Origin of the sequence: Nocardia sp. NPDC006630 (assembly GCF_040611495.1) — a bacterium.
Classification (GTDB): Bacteria; Actinomycetota; Actinomycetes; order Mycobacteriales; family Mycobacteriaceae; genus Nocardia.
Genome location: NZ_JBEXOK010000008.1, coordinates 68,850 through 87,640 on the forward strand (window position 1 = coordinate 68,850; position 18,791 = coordinate 87,640).

Consider the following 18,791-nt stretch of genomic DNA (forward strand, 5'->3'; position numbering starts at 1 on the left):
TTGCTCTTCCTTACCATCACCGAGGAAATCGACTCCCTGTGACCGCCCCCGACACTCGGCTGGACGCGCTGCGTGGCTCCACGGCCCGCCTGCCCTACAACGCCAGATCCCTGGCAGCATTGGAGAACAACCCGCGGTGCTCCCTACGCGCGGTCTTGGACGCCTCCGGCTCCGACAAACAGGCGATCGCGAAAGCCGCCGGCTACGAAACCCATTACGGGCAGTCCGTTTTCGCCATCACCCGCGGCGACTCGTTCGAAGCGATGGTCAAGGAAAACGGCGGCACCGAACTGCTGCGCGTACTGCGGGAAACTCTGAAACTGGATCCGTCCGAGGTCGCGCACGCCGACCTCAACGAGGTCTCCGGCGACCCGACACCCTCGGTCCGGTATACCCGAACCTGTCATCGGCTGGTGGCGGTCGCCCGTGGCGAAGAACAGGGCACTCTGTTCGATCACCCGATGCTGATGTTGACCGTCGGCGGGCATAGGGCGTTCCTGGAACCGGACCTGGTGGCGTTCCGGGTCCGCGGCAAGTTCCACGTCGTGGAGATCAAGAGCTTCCCGATCATCGACCGGCAAGCCAACCCGGACCTGGTCCGCGCGGCCACGACCCAAGCCGCCGCCTACATCATCGCCTTGCGAGCCATGCTCGCCGAACACGGCATCGGGCCGATAGCGGTGTCGGACGAGGTAGTTCTGGTGGCACCCAAGAACTTCAGCAACCGGCCCACCGGCGAGAAGATCGACGCCCGCAAACAGGTCCGCAACCTCACCCGCCAGTTGCAACGGCTCGAGAAGATCAGCGATCTCATCGACAAGCTGCCCGCCGGCCTCACCTTTGACCTGTCCGACGGCGCAAGCGGCGAACGTGCGAAAGAAGACCTGCAAAAGGCGCTGTCGTCTGTGGAGTCGGACTACCGGCCGAGCTGCCTGAATCACTGTGAAATGGCGTTCTTCTGCCGGTCCAAGGCCAGGGCGTCCGGATCGGTGGACGTCCTCGGTCCGGCCGTGCGCGAACAGCTCGGCGGCATCGACACCCTCACCATGGCGTTGGGTCTGGCACGCGGTGAACTGACCCCGACCGCGGATCAGGCCGAGATGGCCGCGGCCCTACGGCACGCCGCCCGCCTGCGCGGCGAACTCGCCGAAACTCCCGCAGCAGGTGCGCGATGAGCCGAGTGACCGCGCTACTGCGCCTCGAGGCAATGGAGACCATGCGGGCGGTCCCGATCACCGAGTACCGGCATCGGAGACTGTCGCCTCGGCCGCTGGTGGTCGTGCCACTGTCGATGGCCGGTGAAGCCGGGGCGCCGCTGGCGGCGATCGTCGGCCAGGCCCGACACGCGCCAACGCTCTTGATCGTCGAGCAGCCACGTGACCGGGTGCAGCGGTTTGAATTCACCGCCGACCTGGGCCGCGAAGTCATGGGACACATCAATTCCTGTCGCATCGACCGCCGCAACACGCCCAAGACGAGGGGCGAAGCCCAGTCCTTGTACACCGACGCCCCGCAGATCCTGGTCCCAAACTCCGGCGGTATCGGGTTCCTGGCCACCTTGGGACGCGCCTGCCGGTTCCGTGAAACCGGCGGTGATTACCCAGTTCCCGTCGGCGTCCCGGAATTCGGTCGTTGGCTGACCTTTCTCGCCGACTCCGCCGAACAGGCTGGCACCTCGATGCTGATGGCGGTCACCGACCTACTCGCCGAACACTGGGCCACCGGGCAGAGCGGCCTCGAAGACCGGAATCTGGCGTCACTGATGGCCTGGATCGAACCCCCCACCGGAACCAGTGTCGAACAAGCGATCCTGGACGCGGAGGACCCGATCCTGTGGCCACCCGCCGGGCCGGTCACCGACCCGAACTTCGACACCAAGGATCTGGGTCCAGCGCTGCGCGACCTCGGCGCCGCCCGCGCACACGGCGACCACACCGCGCTTGCTGCTGCGCGGACCGAGCTCCGCGAGCTGCTCAGCGGACAGATCAACCCGACCTGGCGGATGATGTGGCAGGCCATCGCGTTGCTGCGGGGAATCCCCGAAGCACCCCACGTCGAACGGCGATTCACGAACGACCGCGAGCAGTTCACCTACTTCTCCGACCTCCAGGACAGCCCCGACACCCGGCCGCAACACGCCCGCGACGGCGCTGTCGCCGCAGCCCGGCGACTCGACCGGCTCGAGCGCGCGCTGGCCGATTTCGAAGCAGCCACCGCGATGGACGACAAATTCGTACTAGCCGACCGCCGCAGTGTCGGTGAAGCGTTCGCCGGCGAGGTCATCGACACCGAACCCGACCGGACCGTGCTCAGCGACAAGAACCGGGCCACGCTGCGGCCCCTGATCACCCTCCGCACCCCCGACCCCACCCGGCTCGCCGACGGCACCGAACTGATCAGCCCACACATGCCCGACGGCCACAAAGCCACCATCATGTCGACCGTCTGGGAAGGTTCCGCGAGCATAGTGACCATCGAGGTCAACGGCGGCATGGGCACCCCTGCCAAGCCGAACCGGTCGGCAGTGCCGGATATCGGCCGCCGCATCGCCTACCTGCCCAACCCGGGCTGGCGACCGCGAGCGGTGTTCCCGGACTGGGCCGACACACCCTGGACCCACACTCATGCCGAAGCCCCTGATACCGACGACGGTGTGATTCCCGATGACGCGCACGCAGAGGAATGGGGCGATGATGATTGACCACACGAACGCCGCCGAGGCCGCCGAAGCGGCCACGACCACGATCCTCGCCGACATGGACGCCGGCCACCGCGCGATCGTGGTCGACTCACCACCCGGCGCCGGCAAAAGCACACTCGTAGTGCGTGCGGCCCGACACCTCGTCGACCACGACGAGCAACCGATCATCGTGGCGCAGACCAACAATCAAGTCGACGACATGATCGCGCGCCTGTCCGCCGAACATCCGAAGCTGAGCATCGGACGCCTCTCGGGCAGCACCTACGTCCCGACCCCGGCCGTGCGGGCCGCGGCCACAGTCGGACAGAAGATCACCGATCTGACCGGATGCCAGATCATCGTCGGCACATCGGCGAAATGGGCGACCGTACCCGACAGACGATACGGGTGGGCGATCCTGGACGAGTCCTACCAAATGCGATCGGACATGCTGCTGCGGATCGTGGCGCGCTTCGACCGTGGCTTGTTCGTCGGAGACCCGGGACAGTTGGACCCGTTCACCATGGTCGGCACCGAACGCTGGATCGGCCTGCCACACGACCCCTCAGTGAACGGAGTCACCGTCATGCTCGACCACAACCCCACCACCCCAGTGCGTCAGCTGCCGGTGTCGTGGCGGCTTCCCGATACCGCTGCCCCGACCGTCGCCGACGCGTTCTACCCCGAAGCCCTCTTCTCGTCCGGCACCGGACCCGGCACCCGCGCCATGGAGTTCCGGACCGCCGGGTTCGGCCGCACCGACCTCGACGAAACCCTCGCCACCGCATTTACGACCGGGTGGGCACTACATGAACTGCCTCGCCGCCACGTGCCCCGCACCGACGGCGAAACCATCCAGGCCGCAGCCGATCTCGCCGCACGCATCCTCGACCGCGGCGCCGTCGCCACCTGCGAACGCCACCGCGACGGCCGAGTCCTCACCGCCACCGACATCGCCATCGGCGTCGCGCACCGCGACCAAGCCGACCTGGCCCGAATCGCGTTGTCCAGCACCGGTCACCCGCACGCCCGCAACATCGCGGTCGATACTGCGAACCGGCTTCAGGGCCGCGAATACGAGGTAATGATCGTCGTCCACCCCCTGTCCGGCCGCCGCGACGCCACCTCCTTCCACCTCGAAGCCGGCCGACTGTGCGTCCTCACATCCAGACACCGACAGGCATGCATCGTGGTTGCACGAAAAGGGATCCCGGACCTGCTGGACACCCATCCGTCGACCGAGCCGGTACATCTGGGGGTGGCGGCGAAGTTCCCAGACGGGTGGGAGGCGAACCAGGTGATCATGGAGAAGTTGGGGAAGCACCGGGTGACGGCGTGATGCCGATTACTCGGTAGCTCCGCCCCGATCTGGCACGTCTGCGGCGCGGGCCACCAGCTCGTCGTACGAGTAGGGCCGGAAGCGTTCAGATTCGCCGTGGGCCGACCGGTCTTCCGCCGTTTACCCCGCAGCCTCGCGCTGAGCGAGGAGGCGTCGAGTCGTTCGAGAATCACCGCCAGTGGGTGCGCTTCCTGCTCCGGGGTGCAGTACCGAGGTAACCGTTGCCGGCTAAGTAGGGGCCTGCCCCATTGCTCGAACTAGCGGTGCCCTCCCGCACGGACACCACGATGTTTCGGCGACACGGGCGGCACGGCAATGACCGTCACCATCGGAACGGACCCACACAAACGCTCGGCCACGATCGAAGCCCTCGACCCGACCGCGAAGATTCTGGCCACCGGCCGATACAGCACCGACAACACCGGCTATACGCAAATGCTCACCGCGGGAAGACAATTCCCCGACCGGGTCTGGGCGGTCGAAGGTTGCAACGGCATCGGCCGCCACCTCGCCCACCGCCTGATCCACGACGGGGAAACCGTCATCGACGTGCCCGCGAAACTCTCCGCACAGGTACGGGTCTTCGCGACCGGCAACGGCCGCATAACCGACCCGGTCGATGCCTACTCAGTCGCCCTGGCCGCATTGTGTGCACCGAATCTGCGCCAGGTCGAAGCCGATACGGAACTTATCGCGCTCGGCATGCTCGCCGACCCGCGACGAACTCGGCCGTTCCCGCACCGAAACCGTGTGCCGGCTGCACCGGTTACTGCTGGAGTTGATTCCCGGTGGCGCCAAGACATTCCTGTCCACCCGCCAGGCCCGCGAACTGATCGCCCCGATCACACCAGCAGACGCGGCCGCACGGGTCCGGCTGCGTCTGGTCGTGGAATTGATCGAGGACCTGGAAACCATCGACCGCAAAACCAAAGCCGCGGACAAAGAACTGCGGCAGCTGGTCACCGAGCGAGGGTCCACGCTGATGGACCTGCACGGGATCGGACCATCCTCCGCGGCAAGACTTTTGGCCGATACCGGTGATATCCGCCGGTTCCGGGACCGGGACCGGTTCGCGTCCCGGAACGGGACCGCACCCCTGGACGCGTCATCGGGTGATCAACAACGGCACCGGCTTTCCCGGGCCGGCAACCGCAAGATCAACCGGGTACTGCACATCATGGCCATAGTCCAGCTCCGCAACCGCACCCGGGCAGGCTCTACTACGACGGCCGCAGAGCGGGCGGGAAAACCTCGATGGAAGCGATCCGAGCGCTCAAACGCCGACTCTCGAACGTGGTCTACGCCCAGATGCTCACCGATCAGCGACGGCGTGATTTGGCAGGCCCGGGAGGGCAATCGGGAACGACTCTTGACTCCAGCGCGACCGGTTCCAACCCGCACACCGATCCTTCGGACAAGCCACATCCCGGACCCACCACACAGGCTAACCCCACACCCGCAGCGACGTCTTGACATAGAGGGTGCCAGAACAGGGCGTGCGGTGAGTCGAAAGCGGCTGTGTTGTCAGGTGATTGGAGTGCACCCAGACCGTGAGGCTATTTGGGTTCGGAACGCGATCTGCTGGGCGGTCAGGCCGTTTTACGTGCAGATATTCGATGCCATCGCCGTCGAGTTCCGAACCGGGATAGCGTCACCGTCGAAGAGCAGTAGTAGCAACTGAGCTGGTGAGAGGCCCGAGCTAGCTGAGCCCCGTCCGGAATCCGGTTGGGGCTCAGTTGTTTCGGTGATCGCCGGGCGCCGCGTCTGCATGATGGCAACCACGTGCCAAGACCCCTGAAATTGTCGGTGCTATGTGTAAGGCTCGAAGTCCGGTGCCACAACCGATCCGTCTCCGCCGAGGCGCTTGCACCGGACTTCGGTCCGGCGTGGACGATCCGCGAGCGTGCGGAGCAAATGGGCGGCCGTGGCGGCGGAGCTAACGTCGGCCACAATCGTCACTGGTAGGTGGGATCGTACGAGTCTGCACTGGGACCTAACGGCGCATATCAGAGGCGCTTTCGCAGAAGCACTGCTCGCTGAATCCCTGTTCACCCGGTACTCCGACACGGAACTCTATCCACCGCGGCATCCAGGCTATGACGTCGAGTCGAAGCTTGCGGGTGTCCGTGCCGACGCGAAGGCTTCGTCGATTTTGTCGGTCGATCTGGGAGATGGACTTGAGGACGCAGTGGAGTGGGATGCTGGCGGGCGCTCGATGGCAGAGAGCGCTACCCACCTCGGGTTAGTGGTATTGGAAACCGATACAACGTTCCTGCACCTGCACGCCGCCGCCGGGTTCGGGTTGGAAGCTCGGGGCATGGTGTCTGCCCGAGTCTTCCTAGTGCCACGTCAGGTTGTGAACAAGCATGCGGCCCCGATCTGGGCCAAAACGAAGGACAGGCCGAGCAAAGGCAAGTATCGATACATTCGCCTCTCGACAGCGGTTTTACACGAGCTGTTTTGGACTGGACATGCGACAGGCCCGGAGCTTGGCCTCAACACTGGCGATACCTCGAAGGCACCTGAGCACTGAGGCACACGGTAATCCGTTGGCCTGTAACAGGTACCGGGTACAGGCGATCTGCCGCTGAGCCCGCGGGCGCGCCTGGCAGCCCGAATCTGTTGCGGTGCTGTCTCTTTCCCGCCCTCCCCCGCTCTACGCCGCTAATGTCGTGATGGTGGCGGACCTTCCCGAGGCGGTGATGGCGAGCGCCACGGCGCTCGCAGTGGCGCTCATCGGCGGAGCGATCACCATCCGCAATGCCCGCAAGACACCTCATGAGAACCTCAAATCCCTACTCGAGCTGCTCAAAGACACCGATGTTCAAGGCAGCGACCGCACAGTCCTCACCGCTGCTGTTCACCGGGAAATCGCTCGCATCGGACTACTGAACGACGCCCGCCTGCAAGGGTTTTGGGCCTACCAGCGCACCCGATACCTCAGCCGAATGTCCCCGTACACCCAACGCGCAGCACTCACTGCACTCGTATTGCCCGCGGTGACATTCCTGACCACATGGGCTTGGCCCCTGTACGCGGAGTATCCCGCGCCTACCGGTTTGGGAACAGCCGATAGTTTCGTCTTCGAGGACAACGACCAGCACTTGGATTGGGCCCCAGAGCTATGGAACTACGTACTCGAAGTCTCATACGCGTCCGGGTGGCTGCAGGCCACTTCGCTGGTTCTAGTCGTCGCTGCCGTTTGGTTGTTGACCCGAACTGGTATCACGGCCGCACGAGCCGGTGGGCTACTGCGGGCGTGGCTGATCTTTGGCGCGCTCGCAGCGCTCAGCCAGGCAGTTACGTACTTCTGCTTTCGACTGTTCAGCCACATCCCGCCGACCACCTACAGGTACTTCCAGGACCCGAACCCGCCACTACCGCCGTGCCCTGGCGTATACGATCCCGCCCTGGTGGCAGGGTACGCTGGCGGCCCGACAATCCCTGTGTGCGTCAAACAGCATCTCCTCACAGGCTGGGACATGTTGATCTACCGCTGGTTGCAGTTCAACGCTCAGATGATCATTTTCGGGGTGGTTGTCGGCTGGGTCGTGGTGGTTTCGATCCTGGTGCGTGTGGCACCCGCCGGTCGGCGGGCGCTGTCGCGCATCCATCCTCTTACCTGGGTTCGTCGGCGCATGTGCCGATTCGCGTGGTGGCCCTGGCCCTGAGACGGGGCGTGCACGGGCCACCCGAACCGATCACCGGGTGCCTATGTAGACGTGGAATGCGCGGTCGTCCTCGCCGATGCGGCGATGGTCGGTGACGGTGAATCCGGCTTCCTCGAGGAACTGTGAAATCTCCTGCGGTGCACGGCTGATCATGCCGTCACGAAACGGCAGACCGGCCTGGTAAGCCGGGTCGGCCGCACCGAGGACCAGCCGGCCACCGGACTCGAGAACCCTCGCCACCTCTTTGAGCGACGCGGCCAGTGGTTCGTCCTCGATGTAGTAGACGGTGTTCACGGTGGCTACTCCTGCGAGGCAGGCATCCGGCAGTGGCAGTTCGTCCATCGGGCCGTGGTGCAGTTTCAGCCGGCCCTCGCGGATGGGCCTGCGGAAGACCTTCCGTGCCTGCGCGATCACTGTCGGCGACAGATCGATGCCGTACACGGTGCCGGTCGGGCCGACCTGCTCGAGCAGTGCCCGCAACCCGTGGCCACCACCGAAACCGATATCGGCGACCATATCGCCCGGCCGGGCGTCGAGGGCCGCGGCCGCGCCGTCCATCAGCTTGCGGTTCGCCACGTTCAACAGCTGGGTCACAGCTAGGCCGGTGGCGCCACTGGGGAGCGCGAGTTGCCGGGCAAATCCGGCCATCAGGGCGGCTTTCACTTCGCCAATTCGCATGGTGCCCAGTCAATCACACGTCCCATCCCCCGCCAGGGCTTCGCCGGTGCCGACGGGAAGGGAGTCTGAGGTCCTCCCGCCGGCACTTCGGGCGGTATTGCGTGTTCGGTCTCGTCCCGGCTGAGAGGCGAGACCATGAAGGCCACCGGGCGATGTGGCCGTAGACGGTTCGCGCGACCGTCCTGAGCATCCGAAGGCAGAGGCGATTCCCTCCCCTATCCCCGAATCCCCAAGCGGGACAGTAATACTGTGCACAACCCCACCGCACAGTTCTGGACCGAGGCGGCACAGACCGTCCGGTAGTCGGCACAGCACGTCACGCGATCTGAGCAAGTCCGGCAGAGAGGATGACACATGGATATCACTGAGGTGCGCTACACGATCGGAGATGCGACCACACCGCGCGCCACCGGTCCCGCGATCATCGGCCATATCTGCAACGACATCGGCCGGTGGGGCAAAGGGTTCGTGCTGGCGCTCTCGGCGCGGTGGCCCGAACCCGCCCGCGCATACCGCGATTGGTACCGGCAGCGTGGCACCGGCGACTTCGCGCTCGGCGCGGTCCAACTCGTCCAGATCTCCCCGAACTTGCACGTCGCCAACATGATCGGCCAGCACGACATCAAGGCCGGACCGGACGGGCCACCGATCCGCTACGACGCGGTCGATCGGTGCTTGGGCACTCTCGCCGAATCGGCCTTGTTCCTGAACGCGTCGGTCCATCTACCGCGCATCGGATGCGGCCTGGCCGGCGGGACCTGGGACCGGATAGAACCGCTGCTACGGAATCGCTTGTGCGCGCGAGGAGTACCGGTCACGGTCTACGACCTGGGTTAGAAATCGCCCCTCGAGACTGGCATGTGAGTCCAATCCGTGCGGTAGCAAATGACCGAAAAGACCGACTTCTGTTTGGTAGCGGTGGCAAAATCGCCCACGTGAGCTCCACCAGCAAATCCTCGGACATCGAGACCAGGGAACGCACCTTCCAGCTGCGGGACTACCCGGATATCGCTCTGTTGACTGCACCAAGTCCTTGATTGCTACGAAGGAGTTGGTATGGCCGATGATCTCCGAATTACTCTGCTCAACGGCGCCGTGGCGTTGCCTCGGATGGGTGCTGTCGTCGCCGGACCGGGGCGCGTTCCTCCGTTTTTAGTGATCGATGAGCATCAGGTGCCAGTGGAGCCCGCGCTTCAGTACCTGCGCGATCTCGCGTTGAGCGATGTCAGTCCGTTGACGTGCAAAAGCTATGGCTATGACCTGCTTCGCTGGTTCCGGCTGTTGTGGCTGCTGGAGATCGAATGGGATCACGCCACCGAGGCGGAGACCCTGGTGCTGGTCGGGTGGCTGCGCACATCTTCGAATCCGCAGCGCCGCAGCCAGGTTCGAGGATTTCCGTCTGCGGGGGCGGTGAATATCCGGACCGGGAAACCGACGTTGGGGGCGGGGTACGCGCCGCGCACGATCAATCATTGCTTGTCGGTGATCTGGGGCCTGTATAACTACCACGCGGGTTTCGGGCGGGGCCCGCTGCTCAACCCGGTTCCTGATTCCGCGCAGCGGCGAGGTGCGATGAGGCACCACAGCCCGTTGGACCCGAAACCGTCTGTGCGGCGAGCCCGTTTGCGACAGAAAGTGTCCAAAACCCAACCGCGTTCGATTCCGGACCGGTTGTGGGACGAACTGTTCGACGCGATGCACACCGATCGTGACCGTGCGTTGCTGCTGTTCTACGTCTCCAGTGGAGCACGAGCCAGCGAACTCCTCGGGATCGAGCTCACCGACCTCGACTGGGGTGGGCTACGAATATGGGTGGTGAGCAAAGGAACCCGGATCCGCCAGGACATTCCTGCCGACCCTCGAGCCTTCCTTCACCTGGCGCAATATCTGGAGCAGGAAGGACTGCCGGAGCCTGGGCAGCCGGTGTTCCGCACGCTGCGCGGCGAGCCCCGCGCATTGTCGTATTGGGCGATGCGTCGTGTCCTGCAGCGGGCCAACACCAAACTGGAAACGAACTGGACCTTGCACGACCTTCGGCACACGGCAGCGATCAGGCTGGTCAGCGACCCCCACATGACGTTGCCGGAGGTTCAGCGCATTCTGCGCCACGCGAACCTCTCAACGCTGAGCGTCTACACCGCTGTACGCGTCGAGGACATCTTCGACCGGCTCCAGCAGCACTACCGCCGGCCCCGTCCGGTGACCACTTTCCCGGCCGGATACGACCCGCAGGACGTGCGGACGGTGTTCGGTGCCTGACAGCGAGCCTGCGGGCACCTTCACCGGCAGGGCCAGACGAACTCGCGAAGTGCGGTTTCGTGAGGATCCGAACGGTATCAACACCAAATACATAGCGGACATCAAAGCCGCGCCCGCGCCGCGGCCGCAGAGCCCACCCCGCCCGTTCGGCGTCTTCGACATCGAGTCCGCCGAGACGATCATCGCGGCCGCGCTCACCACCTTGCCGAGTCATCGGAACACGGCGCGCAGTCTGCTCAAGACAGGGTTGGGTGACGTTCTGACTCACCTGGCAGGGTTCGATGGCGACACCTGGCAACGCAGATGGGTCGCAGCAGGGCTTGATAATGGCGGGGCCCGCGGAGGACTCGCGGCGACGTTGTTCCCGGACAGCAAGCACCGCCGATCCTGTGTCGTGGTGGCAATTCGCACCCTGTTCTGTATGCGCGTGATCGAGCCCTCCCTCCTCGGGTTCCGGGCCAACCCGCTGCGGGAGTACGGTGACTTCTTCCGCGCCGCTCAGCGAGATCCATTACTGGACAACTACTTCGCTGAGGTAAATGCCCGCACGGCTATTGCGCTGGGCCACAGAAGGATGGCGCAGTTCGATGTGTGTTGCGCCCTCACCACACAAGGCATCGCGTTGACCGATCTGACCCCCTCAGCACTGCTGCATTACGCATACCAGTGTCGAGTCCACGCCGTGAAGTACCACGCGGTCGGCAGCCGCACACGATTCTCCGGACTGCTCGCGTGGCAGGTCCTGTACGAGATGGGGCATTTCCCACCCTCGACGCCACCGACCTTGCACGCGTTCGTCTATGCAGGACAGCGCTCGGTCGAAGAACTCGTCGACCGGTATCAGTTGCGTAGCCCTGAAATCAGACGGGTCCTGATTGACTATCTCACCCGACGCAAACCTGATCTGGACTATTCGACCCTGGACAACCTGGCACAGATACTCGCGGACCGTTTCTGGGCCACGGTCGAAGCGGCCAACCCCGCTCAGGGCGATTCGCTGCGACTGGATCAATCCACCTACGAACAATGGCGCGAGAGCATCAACTGGCGCCGAAATGGCAAGCCGCGCTTGAATATCGACGGGATACTCGTCACCGTCCGCGGCCTGTACGTGGACATTCACACCTGGGCGATCGAGGATCCGGGCACCTGGGGGCGATGGGCTGTGCCCTGCCCGATCCCACCGCGGGAACTACGCGGGTCGGGTCGGCGACAGCGACGAGTCAAAGAGCGCACCGACAGCCGCACTCGCGCGCGTCAACCGCTGTTGCCGGCGTTGGTCGAATACGCCGAGCAGTCCTACGAGCAGGCGCGCATCCTGCTCGGCGTCGGCGAGAACGCCGAACCCGGTGCCGAATTCGTGCACAACGGCCGCCGGTACGAACGAGTCGGCTGCCGCTACGACAATCAACGGCCCGAGCACCTTCCGGTCCGTCTGCGGGACATGGACACAGACGAGACTACGAATGTCACTGTCCGAGAAGACCTGTGCTTCTGGCGATGGGCCGTGATCGAGATCCTGCGCCTATCCGGTATCCGGATCGAGGAACTGGTCGAACTCACACACCTGAGCTTGCGCCAATATCAGCGACCCAACGGTGAAGTCATCGCCCTCCTCGTGGTCGCCCCGTCCAAATCGGACAGAGAACGGGTCATCCCCATGTCCGCCGAACTGTTCCACGTCATCGCGTCGGTCATTCGCCGCCTCACCGGCAATGGGCACACGGTCCCGTTGGCGCACCGCTACGACACCCACGATCGCATCTGGAGCGATCCGCTGCCGTTCTTGTTCCAACGCCGGATCGGCAGCCTCATCCGAGTCGTGGCCATAGCCACCATCCACGACTGGATGCGAGGGATCTGCACCGAACTGGCATCGACGCACACCGCGTTCGCCGGCCTGCACTTCACTCCGCACGATTTCCGCCGGTTGTTCGCCACCGAACTGGCCAACAGCGGGCTGCCCATCCATATCGGTGCCGCCTTGCTCGGACACCTCAATCTGCAGACCACCAGCGGCTACATCACCGTGTTCGATGAAGAGGTCGTCCGCCACTACCAAACCCATCTCGAAAACCGGCGCCAACGACGCCCCGCGGAGGAATACCGTGAAGCCACCGCGGACGAATGGAACGACTTTGTCGCCCACTTCGACAAACGCAAAGTCGAACTCGGCGGCTGCGCGCGCCCCTACGGCACCGGATGTCAGCACGAACATGCCTGTATCCGTTGCCCGATGCTCAACATCAACCCCAAAATGCTTCCGCGCCTGGACGAGATCGAAGCCGACCTCCTCACTCGTCGTGTCCGTGCCGAACGAGAGCAGTGGCACGGCGAGATTGAGGGAATCGATTTGACCGTGGCCTTCCTGCAGCAGAAGCGCGAGCAAACGCTGAGATTGACGCGTCTGACCGAGGCGGGACCCGTACTACTGACCCTCGAAACGCCTTGGTCGCCAACCTGACCCGACAGACCAAGCAGTCGATAGTCGAGAGTGTGCGGTTGGATTCAGCTGCAGCAGTTGGGGTCCAGAACCAGACACAGCGCCGACAGGGCATCGCGGCGGGCGCGGTGGTAGATGTTCATGCCGCGGCGTTCGGACTCGATCAGGCCGGCTTTCTTCAGCTGCCCGAGATGATGGCTGAGCGTGGACTCGGCCAGCCCGACCGTCGCGGCCAGCGCGCCGGTGTTCTCCTCGCCAAGCGGGTGGGTCAGCAGCAGGGACATCAGCTTGACCCGCACCGGATCGGCGAGCGCTTTGAGCCGCAACGCGACTTCGAGCGCGGCGTCGTCGTCGATCGGCCCGGCCGCCACCGGCGAGCAGCAGACCGGGGCAGACATATCGATGACGGGCAACGTCTTGGGCATGGGACCAATCCTAGCCACCTTCTTGACATATGTCGAAGTTGTGACCGAGACTGGTGCAGCAAGTACTTCGACATATGTCTCACAAGTGGAGGTTCTCATGTCTCGCATCCAGCTCGCCCTCAATGTCGACGACCTCGATCAGGCGGTGGCGTTCTATTCGACACTGTTCAAGACCGAACCGGCCAAGCGCAAGCCCGGATACGCCAACTTCGCCATCACCGAACCGCCGCTGAAGCTGGTCCTGCTGGAGAACCAGGGCCAGGGTGGCAGTATCAATCACCTCGGTGTCGAGGTCGATGCCTCCGAGCAGGTGCACTCGGAGATCGCCCGACTCTCGGACGCGGGCTTGTTCACCGAGGAGCAGATCGCGACCACGTGTTGCTTCGCCACCCAGGACAAGGTGTGGGTGACCGCCCCGGACGCCGAGCGCTGGGAGGTCTACACCGTCCTGGCCGACAGCGAAACCTTCGGTGTGACACCGGAAATCGCTCTTGCCGACGCCGCGCAGAATGCCGAGCAGGGGCCGTGCTGCGGCACCGCCCAGGAAGCCGCTGCCGAAGGAGCGTGCTGCGGCAGCACCGCGAAGGCCGAAGCGGTGGCTTCCGGCAAAAGCTGCTGCTGACCCGCACCGTCGGAGACTCGGGAGAGTGTCATGAATACTGATCGCGACCAGTTGCAGGAAGCAGTACGCGCCCGATATGCCTCGGCGGCAACGCAATTCGTCGAAACATCGCAGATCTCGGACGACGGACGGTGCGGTCCGGCGGACTGCGATGGCAATGTGGTGCGTTTCGATGACGCCGGGTTCGGTGCCCGCCAGTACTCGGCGGCCGAGCAGGAAACGATTCCCGCTGATGCCGTCGCCGCGAGCCTGGGCTGCGGCAATCCCCTCGCGGTGGCCGATCTGTCGATCGGTGACGTCGTCCTCGACCTGGGGTCGGGTGCGGGCCTGGATGTACTGCTGTCCGCGCGCCGGGTCGGCCCGACCGGCAAGGCGTACGGCCTCGATATGACCGATGAGATGCTCGCCCTCGCGCTGGCCAATACACGCGAGGCCGGCGCCACCAATGTCGAGTTCCTCAAAGGCACCATCGAGGACATCCCGTTGCCGCCGGGTTCGGTGGACGTGGTGATCTCCAACTGCGTGATCAACCTGTCGATCGACAAACCGGCGGTGTTCGCGCAATCGTTCCGGGTCCTGCGGCCCGGCGGCCGGTTCGGAGTCACCGACGTGGTGGCCGAGGATCATCTGACGCCACAGGATCGGATCGCACGCGGGAACTATGTCGGCTGCATCGCCGGGGCATTGACCTTCGCCGAATACGAGGCGGGTCTGACCGCGGCCGGTTTCACCGGCATCGAGATCACCGCCACGCACGAGGTGGCCGAGGGAATGCATTCGGCGATCGTCAAGGCAATCAAGCCCCGATAACCGGGCCGGACGCGGCCGGGCGAGAGCGTTCACCGGTTGTTCGTTTGCCTACGGGTTCGATATCCATCAATATCGACAGGTGTCGAATCGAGAATTGCCGCTCACGGAGGTGACCTCACCGGTGTGTGAGGTCACCTCCGTCGTGCGCCGTCCCTTGACCGCGGAAGCAGCCGGTGATCTGGCGGCAGCGTTCAAAGCCCTGTCCGATCCGGTGCGGTTGCGCCTGTTGTCGGTGGTGGCCAGCCGCAGCGGCGGCGAAGCCTGCGTGTGCGATCTGTCCGAGGGGTTCGACGTCGGCCAGCCCACCATCTCCCACCATCTGAAAGTGCTGCGCGAGGCCGGGTTGCTCACCAGCGAACGCCGTGCCTCCTGGGTGTACTACAAGGTGGTTCCCGAAGCACTGCAACACCTTTCGCAGGTGCTTCATCTGCAAACCGACACAATGGAGGTCCACGCGTGAGCACGAGCGCGCAACAGCCCGGGGTAGTCGGCAAGCTCTCGACCCTGGATCGGTTCCTGCCGGTCTGGATCGGCGTCGCGATGCTCGCCGGGTTGCTGTTGGGCCGCATGATCCCGGGGCTCGGGGACGCGTTGAGCGCGGTGCAGATCGATGGGATCTCACTGCCCATCGCGATCGGGCTGCTGATCATGATGTACCCGGTGCTGGCGAAGGTGCGCTACGACCGCCTCGACACCGTCACCGGCGATCGGCGGCTGCTACTGGGATCGCTGCTACTGAACTGGGTACTCGGCCCGGCGTTGATGTTCGCCCTGGCCTGGATCTTCCTGGCGGACCTGCCCGAGTACCGGACCGGGCTGATCATCGTCGGCTTGGCACGCTGCATCGCGATGGTCATCATCTGGAACGACCTGGCCTGCGGAGACCGCGAAGCCGCCGCCGTCCTGGTCGCTTTGAACTCTGTATTCCAGGTGATCATGTTTGCCGTCCTGGGCTGGTTCTATCTCTCGGTGCTGCCCGGCTGGCTCGGCCTGGCCCAAACCACCATCACCACCTCGCCGTGGCAGATCGCCAAATCGGTGCTGATCTTCCTCGGAATCCCTTTGCTCGCCGGGTTCCTGACCCGACGTATCGGCGAACGGGCGAAGGGCCGGGACTGGTACGAGAGCAAGTTCCTGCCCCGCATCGGGCCGTGGGCGCTCTACGGGTTGCTGTTCACGATCGTGATTCTCTTTGCCCTGCAAGGCAAACAGATCACCTCCCACCCCGTGGACGTGCTGCGGATCGCGCTCCCGCTGCTGGCCTACTTCGCGATCATGTGGGGCGGGGGTTATCTGCTCGGCGCCGTGATGGGGCTGGGCTACGAGCGCACCACGACTTTGGCGTTCACCGCGGCGGGCAACAACTTCGAACTCGCTATCGCGGTTGCGATCGCGACCTACGGCGCGACCTCCGGGCAAGCACTCGCCGGAGTCGTCGGCCCGCTCATCGAAGTCCCCGTCCTCGTCGGCCTGGTTTACGTGTCCCTGGCACTGCGCCCACGATTCCGGGCAACCACACCGGCACCCGTCACGGAAGGAGTGTTGGAGCGATGAGCACGACACCGTCGGTGTTGTTCGTCTGCGTCAAGAACGGCGGCAAGTCTCAGATGGCGGCCGGACTGATGCGCCAGGCCGCCGCCGGGCAGGTCGTGGTGCACTCCGCCGGAACCAGCCCCGGAGGCAGTCTCAACGCCCTGTCGGTGCAGTCGCTGACCGAGGTCGGTGTCGACCTCACCGGCGAATCACCCAAACCTGTCGACCCGGACCTGCTGAGCACCGTCGATACGGTCGTCGTCCTGGGCCGCGAAGCCCAACTCGACGCGCCCGCGGGCGTGCGAGTCATCCACTGGGACACCGACGAACCCTCCGAACGCGGCATCGAGGGCATCGAACGCATGCGCCTGGTCCGCGACGACATCAGCGCCCGCGTCCACGAACTCCTCACCGAACTCACCTCACCCGCCTGAAGTTTTTCCCGAGCAACGGAATTCCCCATGAGCGACAGCCCTTTCGCGCCCGCTATCCACGCCCTGACCATCGATCAGCAACTGGCCCTCAAGACCGCCGCTACCCGATTGCAGGACGAGTTCGCCGATACCTTCGGTATCGAGACCATCGAGAAGTTCCTGAACTCCTCCTACGACCAATTCGCTGCCCGGGCAACGGTTCTCAACTTCCTGCCACTGCTGGCCGAGCGCTTCGCCCGCCAACGGCTGCAAGCACTGGCCAAGGTCGAGGGCAAAGCCTTGATCGGTAAGCCGACCGTGTTGTTCCTGTGCACCCACAACGCCGGACGCTCTCAGATGGCACTCGGGCACTTCACCCACCTCGCCGGAGACAATGCCGTCGCCTGGTCCGGTGGCTCCGAACCCGGCAACGAGATCAACCCCGCCTCGATCACCGCCATGGCCGAGATCGGCATCGACATCGCCCGCGAATACCCGAAACCGTGGACCGAAGAGATCCTGCGTGCCGCCGACGTCATCATCACGATGGGCTGTGGCGATGCCTGCCCGATCTACCCCGGCCGCCGCTACGAGAACTGGGAACTGCCCGACCCCGACGGGCAACCCCTCGACGAAGTGCGCACGATCCGCGACCAGATCGAAACCCGCGTCCGCGCCCTGCTCGCCGAACTCGACATCCCCACCTCCTGAAAGGTGTTCGCACCCATGGCTTCCACGCCCAGCGTGCTGTTCGTCTGCGTCCACAACGCCGGACGCTCCCAAATGGCCCAAGGCTTCCTCGCCCAACTTGCCGGTGACGCGATCGAGGTCCGTTCCGCAGGAACCGCGCCCGCCGACACCATCAACCCCGCCGCCGTGGCAGCGATGGCTGAACTCGGCATCGACATCACCGACCAGCAACCCAAGGTCCTCACCCCCGACACCGTGCAAACCTCCACGGTCGTCATCACCATGGGCTGCGGCGACGCGTGCCCGTACTTCCCCGGTGTCGACTACCGCGACTGGAAACTCGACGACCCCGCCGGGCAGGGGCTGGACGCTGTCCGTCCCATCCGCGACGAAATCCGCACCCACGTCGAAGAACTCATCACCGAACTATTGCCCACCGGACAACAAGATTGAGGACCACTTCGGTGAGCCCTCTTGCATAGTGCAGAGAAGAATGCTCCGCCGTTCTGGTCCGCCCGGCGGGCCGCGGACCCGAAGCGTGGATGCTGGCCGAGCTCGCTATCTGCTCACTCGGCGGACCGGTCATATCCGAAGACCTGCCTTCCACCCAGCAGCTGCTGCAGGCCGCGCTATACGAACCGGCGGACACCACCCGAACTGCGCCCGCCGCGCAGGACATGGACTGGGTTCCTACGCAGTACCGGCAGGCGCTGGACCTACACGGGGTCACCACCACACATCAGCTGCTCATGCTCTCGACGGACCAGCTCTGCGCGGTGCAAGGGATCGGAGCATCAGGCGTGCGAGCGATCGACGAAGCCCACGCCCGATACAGCGCGGCCCGCCTCACCGACCTCGCGCTGGGCCACACCGACTAGCGGGCCCCGTACCGCGGCCGCCGCACGCAACGTCTGCTTCGGCGAAGAATCCTCACGGCATGTTCATGCACGTCAGCGGACACCGGCACACCTATCGTGGGATCTGTCAGGCGCGCTTCCCAACGAGGTGGAACGAGGTAAGTCATGGCAGGCAAGTTCGAACTGTTCGCCGACGCAGCCGACAAGATCCGGTGGAGACTCAAGGCCGCTAACGGCGAAGTGATCGCCCAAAGCCAGGCCTATGCCAGCAAGGAAGCAGCCAAGAAGGGCATCTCGTCCGTGCAGACCAACGCGGCCGGCGCCGCCCTGGTCGATCTCACCGACGCCGCCAAATAGCCTCCAACTCCTGA

General features: G+C 64.7%; 21 protein-coding genes. 19 read left to right on the plus strand and 2 right to left on the minus strand.

The window, feature by feature from the left end:
* The first annotated feature begins 38 nt into the window (after positions 1–38).
* The 7 genes from ABZX86_RS24070 to ABZX86_RS24100 all read left to right on the plus strand — a co-directional run bounded on the left by ABZX86_RS24070 (position 39) and on the right by ABZX86_RS24100 (position 7,690).
* The gene (locus ABZX86_RS24070) at positions 39–1,175 is read left to right on the plus strand and encodes a hypothetical protein (RefSeq protein WP_355126920.1); all 1,137 of its coding nucleotides are present in this window, start codon (positions 39–41) and stop codon (positions 1,173–1,175) included.
* Positions 1,172–2,701 carry a hypothetical protein gene (locus ABZX86_RS24075; RefSeq protein WP_355126921.1) on the plus strand — a complete coding sequence of 510 codons (1,530 nt, stop codon included), beginning with the start codon at positions 1,172–1,174 and terminating at the stop codon, positions 2,699–2,701. Before ABZX86_RS24070 ends, ABZX86_RS24075 begins: the two co-directional genes overlap by 4 nt.
* Positions 2,691–4,019 (plus strand): AAA domain-containing protein, encoded by a 1,329-nt coding sequence (locus ABZX86_RS24080; protein WP_355126922.1) that lies wholly within the window; start codon positions 2,691–2,693, stop codon positions 4,017–4,019. The genes ABZX86_RS24075 and ABZX86_RS24080 overlap by 11 nt, the downstream gene beginning before the upstream one ends.
* A 315-nt stretch (positions 4,020–4,334) precedes the next feature.
* Positions 4,335–5,060, plus strand: a complete 726-nt coding sequence (locus ABZX86_RS24085; protein WP_355126923.1) for a transposase — start codon at positions 4,335–4,337, stop codon at positions 5,058–5,060.
* Positions 5,002–5,700: a transposase gene (locus ABZX86_RS24090; RefSeq protein ID WP_355127282.1), complete on the plus strand. Its 699-nt coding sequence runs from the start codon at positions 5,002–5,004 to the stop codon at positions 5,698–5,700. The genes ABZX86_RS24085 and ABZX86_RS24090 overlap by 59 nt, the downstream gene beginning before the upstream one ends.
* A 222-nt stretch (positions 5,701–5,922) precedes the next feature.
* Positions 5,923–6,552, plus strand: a complete 630-nt coding sequence (locus ABZX86_RS24095; protein WP_355126924.1) for a hypothetical protein — start codon at positions 5,923–5,925, stop codon at positions 6,550–6,552.
* A 94-nt stretch (positions 6,553–6,646) separates the two neighbouring features.
* Positions 6,647–7,690 (plus strand): hypothetical protein, encoded by a 1,044-nt coding sequence (locus ABZX86_RS24100; protein WP_355126925.1) that lies wholly within the window; start codon positions 6,647–6,649, stop codon positions 7,688–7,690.
* A gap of 30 nt (positions 7,691–7,720) precedes the next feature.
* Here ABZX86_RS24100 and ABZX86_RS24105 read toward each other — a convergent pair whose 3' ends face one another.
* A complete protein-coding gene (locus ABZX86_RS24105) occupies positions 7,721–8,368 on the minus strand; it encodes a methyltransferase domain-containing protein (RefSeq protein WP_355126926.1) in 648 nt (215 codons plus the stop codon).
* A gap of 354 nt (positions 8,369–8,722) precedes the next feature.
* Here ABZX86_RS24105 and ABZX86_RS24110 point away from each other — a divergent pair, with 354 nt between their 5' ends.
* From ABZX86_RS24110 to ABZX86_RS24120, 3 genes are all read left to right on the plus strand, one after another.
* The gene (locus ABZX86_RS24110) at positions 8,723–9,205 is read left to right on the plus strand and encodes a macro domain-containing protein (protein WP_355126927.1); all 483 of its coding nucleotides are present in this window, start codon (positions 8,723–8,725) and stop codon (positions 9,203–9,205) included.
* Between the two features lie 219 nt (positions 9,206–9,424).
* A complete protein-coding gene (locus tag ABZX86_RS24115) occupies positions 9,425–10,627 on the plus strand; it encodes a site-specific integrase (RefSeq protein ID WP_355126928.1) in 1,203 nt (400 codons plus the stop codon).
* The gene (locus tag ABZX86_RS24120; protein ID WP_355126929.1) at positions 10,620–13,091 is read left to right on the plus strand and encodes a site-specific integrase; all 2,472 of its coding nucleotides are present in this window, start codon (positions 10,620–10,622) and stop codon (positions 13,089–13,091) included. Before ABZX86_RS24115 ends, ABZX86_RS24120 begins: the two co-directional genes overlap by 8 nt.
* A gap of 44 nt (positions 13,092–13,135) precedes the next feature.
* On the opposite strand, the gene ABZX86_RS24125 is transcribed toward ABZX86_RS24120, so the two are convergent.
* Positions 13,136–13,495 carry an Rv2640c family ArsR-like transcriptional regulator gene (locus tag ABZX86_RS24125; protein WP_355126930.1) on the minus strand — a complete coding sequence of 120 codons (360 nt, stop codon included), beginning with the start codon at positions 13,493–13,495 and terminating at the stop codon, positions 13,136–13,138.
* A 97-nt stretch (positions 13,496–13,592) separates the two neighbouring features.
* Here ABZX86_RS24125 and ABZX86_RS24130 point away from each other — a divergent pair, with 97 nt between their 5' ends.
* The 9 genes from ABZX86_RS24130 (at position 13,593) to ABZX86_RS24170 (ending at position 18,777) form a co-directional block, all read left to right on the plus strand.
* The gene (locus ABZX86_RS24130; protein WP_355126931.1) at positions 13,593–14,117 is read left to right on the plus strand and encodes an ArsI/CadI family heavy metal resistance metalloenzyme; all 525 of its coding nucleotides are present in this window, start codon (positions 13,593–13,595) and stop codon (positions 14,115–14,117) included.
* Between the two features lie 30 nt (positions 14,118–14,147).
* Positions 14,148–14,927 carry an arsenite methyltransferase gene (arsM, locus tag ABZX86_RS24135; protein ID WP_355126932.1) on the plus strand — a complete coding sequence of 260 codons (780 nt, stop codon included), beginning with the start codon at positions 14,148–14,150 and terminating at the stop codon, positions 14,925–14,927.
* Positions 14,928–15,006: 79 nt separating this feature from the next.
* A complete protein-coding gene (locus ABZX86_RS24140) occupies positions 15,007–15,387 on the plus strand; it encodes a metalloregulator ArsR/SmtB family transcription factor (protein WP_355126933.1) in 381 nt (126 codons plus the stop codon).
* A complete protein-coding gene (gene arsB, locus ABZX86_RS24145; protein ID WP_355126934.1) occupies positions 15,384–16,481 on the plus strand; it encodes an ACR3 family arsenite efflux transporter in 1,098 nt (365 codons plus the stop codon). The genes ABZX86_RS24140 and arsB overlap by 4 nt, the downstream gene beginning before the upstream one ends.
* A complete protein-coding gene (locus tag ABZX86_RS24150) occupies positions 16,478–16,894 on the plus strand; it encodes a low molecular weight phosphatase family protein (RefSeq protein ID WP_355126935.1) in 417 nt (138 codons plus the stop codon). Before arsB ends, ABZX86_RS24150 begins: the two co-directional genes overlap by 4 nt.
* Positions 16,895–16,921: 27 nt before the next feature.
* Positions 16,922–17,584, plus strand: a complete 663-nt coding sequence (locus ABZX86_RS24155) for an arsenate reductase ArsC (RefSeq protein WP_355126936.1) — start codon at positions 16,922–16,924, stop codon at positions 17,582–17,584.
* A gap of 15 nt (positions 17,585–17,599) precedes the next feature.
* Positions 17,600–18,016: an arsenate reductase ArsC gene (locus ABZX86_RS24160; protein ID WP_355126938.1), complete on the plus strand. Its 417-nt coding sequence runs from the start codon at positions 17,600–17,602 to the stop codon at positions 18,014–18,016.
* Positions 18,017–18,105: 89 nt separating this feature from the next.
* Positions 18,106–18,441, plus strand: a complete 336-nt coding sequence (locus ABZX86_RS24165; RefSeq protein ID WP_355126939.1) for a hypothetical protein — start codon at positions 18,106–18,108, stop codon at positions 18,439–18,441.
* A 144-nt stretch (positions 18,442–18,585) separates the two neighbouring features.
* Complete coding sequence (locus tag ABZX86_RS24170) at positions 18,586–18,777, plus strand: DUF1508 domain-containing protein (protein ID WP_355126941.1); 192 nt, start codon at positions 18,586–18,588, stop codon at positions 18,775–18,777.
* The last annotated feature ends 14 nt before the right edge of the window (positions 18,778–18,791 follow it).

What these genes read in the sequence shown, in the direction of transcription:
- ABZX86_RS24075 (WP_355126921.1), top strand. Translation starts at nt 1,172, where the DNA reads ATGAGCCGAGTGACCGCGCTACTGCGCCTCGAGGCAATGGAGACCATG.
- ABZX86_RS24080 (WP_355126922.1), top strand. Translation starts at nt 2,691, where the DNA reads ATGATGATTGACCACACGAACGCCGCCGAGGCCGCCGAAGCGGCCACG.
- ABZX86_RS24085 (WP_355126923.1), top strand. Translation starts at nt 4,335, where the DNA reads ATGACCGTCACCATCGGAACGGACCCACACAAACGCTCGGCCACGATC.
- ABZX86_RS24090 (WP_355127282.1), top strand. Translation starts at nt 5,002, where the DNA reads ATGGACCTGCACGGGATCGGACCATCCTCCGCGGCAAGACTTTTGGCC.
- ABZX86_RS24105 (WP_355126926.1), bottom strand. Translation starts at nt 8,368, where the DNA reads ATGCGAATTGGCGAAGTGAAAGCCGCCCTGATGGCCGGATTTGCCCGG.
- ABZX86_RS24110 (WP_355126927.1), top strand. Translation starts at nt 8,723, where the DNA reads ATGGATATCACTGAGGTGCGCTACACGATCGGAGATGCGACCACACCG.
- ABZX86_RS24115 (WP_355126928.1), top strand. Translation starts at nt 9,425, where the DNA reads ATGGCCGATGATCTCCGAATTACTCTGCTCAACGGCGCCGTGGCGTTG.
- ABZX86_RS24125 (WP_355126930.1), bottom strand. Translation starts at nt 13,495, where the DNA reads ATGCCCAAGACGTTGCCCGTCATCGATATGTCTGCCCCGGTCTGCTGC.
- ABZX86_RS24130 (WP_355126931.1), top strand. Translation starts at nt 13,593, where the DNA reads ATGTCTCGCATCCAGCTCGCCCTCAATGTCGACGACCTCGATCAGGCG.
- arsM (WP_355126932.1), top strand. Translation starts at nt 14,148, where the DNA reads ATGAATACTGATCGCGACCAGTTGCAGGAAGCAGTACGCGCCCGATAT.
- ABZX86_RS24150 (WP_355126935.1), top strand. Translation starts at nt 16,478, where the DNA reads ATGAGCACGACACCGTCGGTGTTGTTCGTCTGCGTCAAGAACGGCGGC.
- ABZX86_RS24155 (WP_355126936.1), top strand. Translation starts at nt 16,922, where the DNA reads ATGAGCGACAGCCCTTTCGCGCCCGCTATCCACGCCCTGACCATCGAT.
- ABZX86_RS24160 (WP_355126938.1), top strand. Translation starts at nt 17,600, where the DNA reads ATGGCTTCCACGCCCAGCGTGCTGTTCGTCTGCGTCCACAACGCCGGA.
- ABZX86_RS24165 (WP_355126939.1), top strand. Translation starts at nt 18,106, where the DNA reads ATGCTGGCCGAGCTCGCTATCTGCTCACTCGGCGGACCGGTCATATCC.
- ABZX86_RS24170 (WP_355126941.1), top strand. Translation starts at nt 18,586, where the DNA reads ATGGCAGGCAAGTTCGAACTGTTCGCCGACGCAGCCGACAAGATCCGG.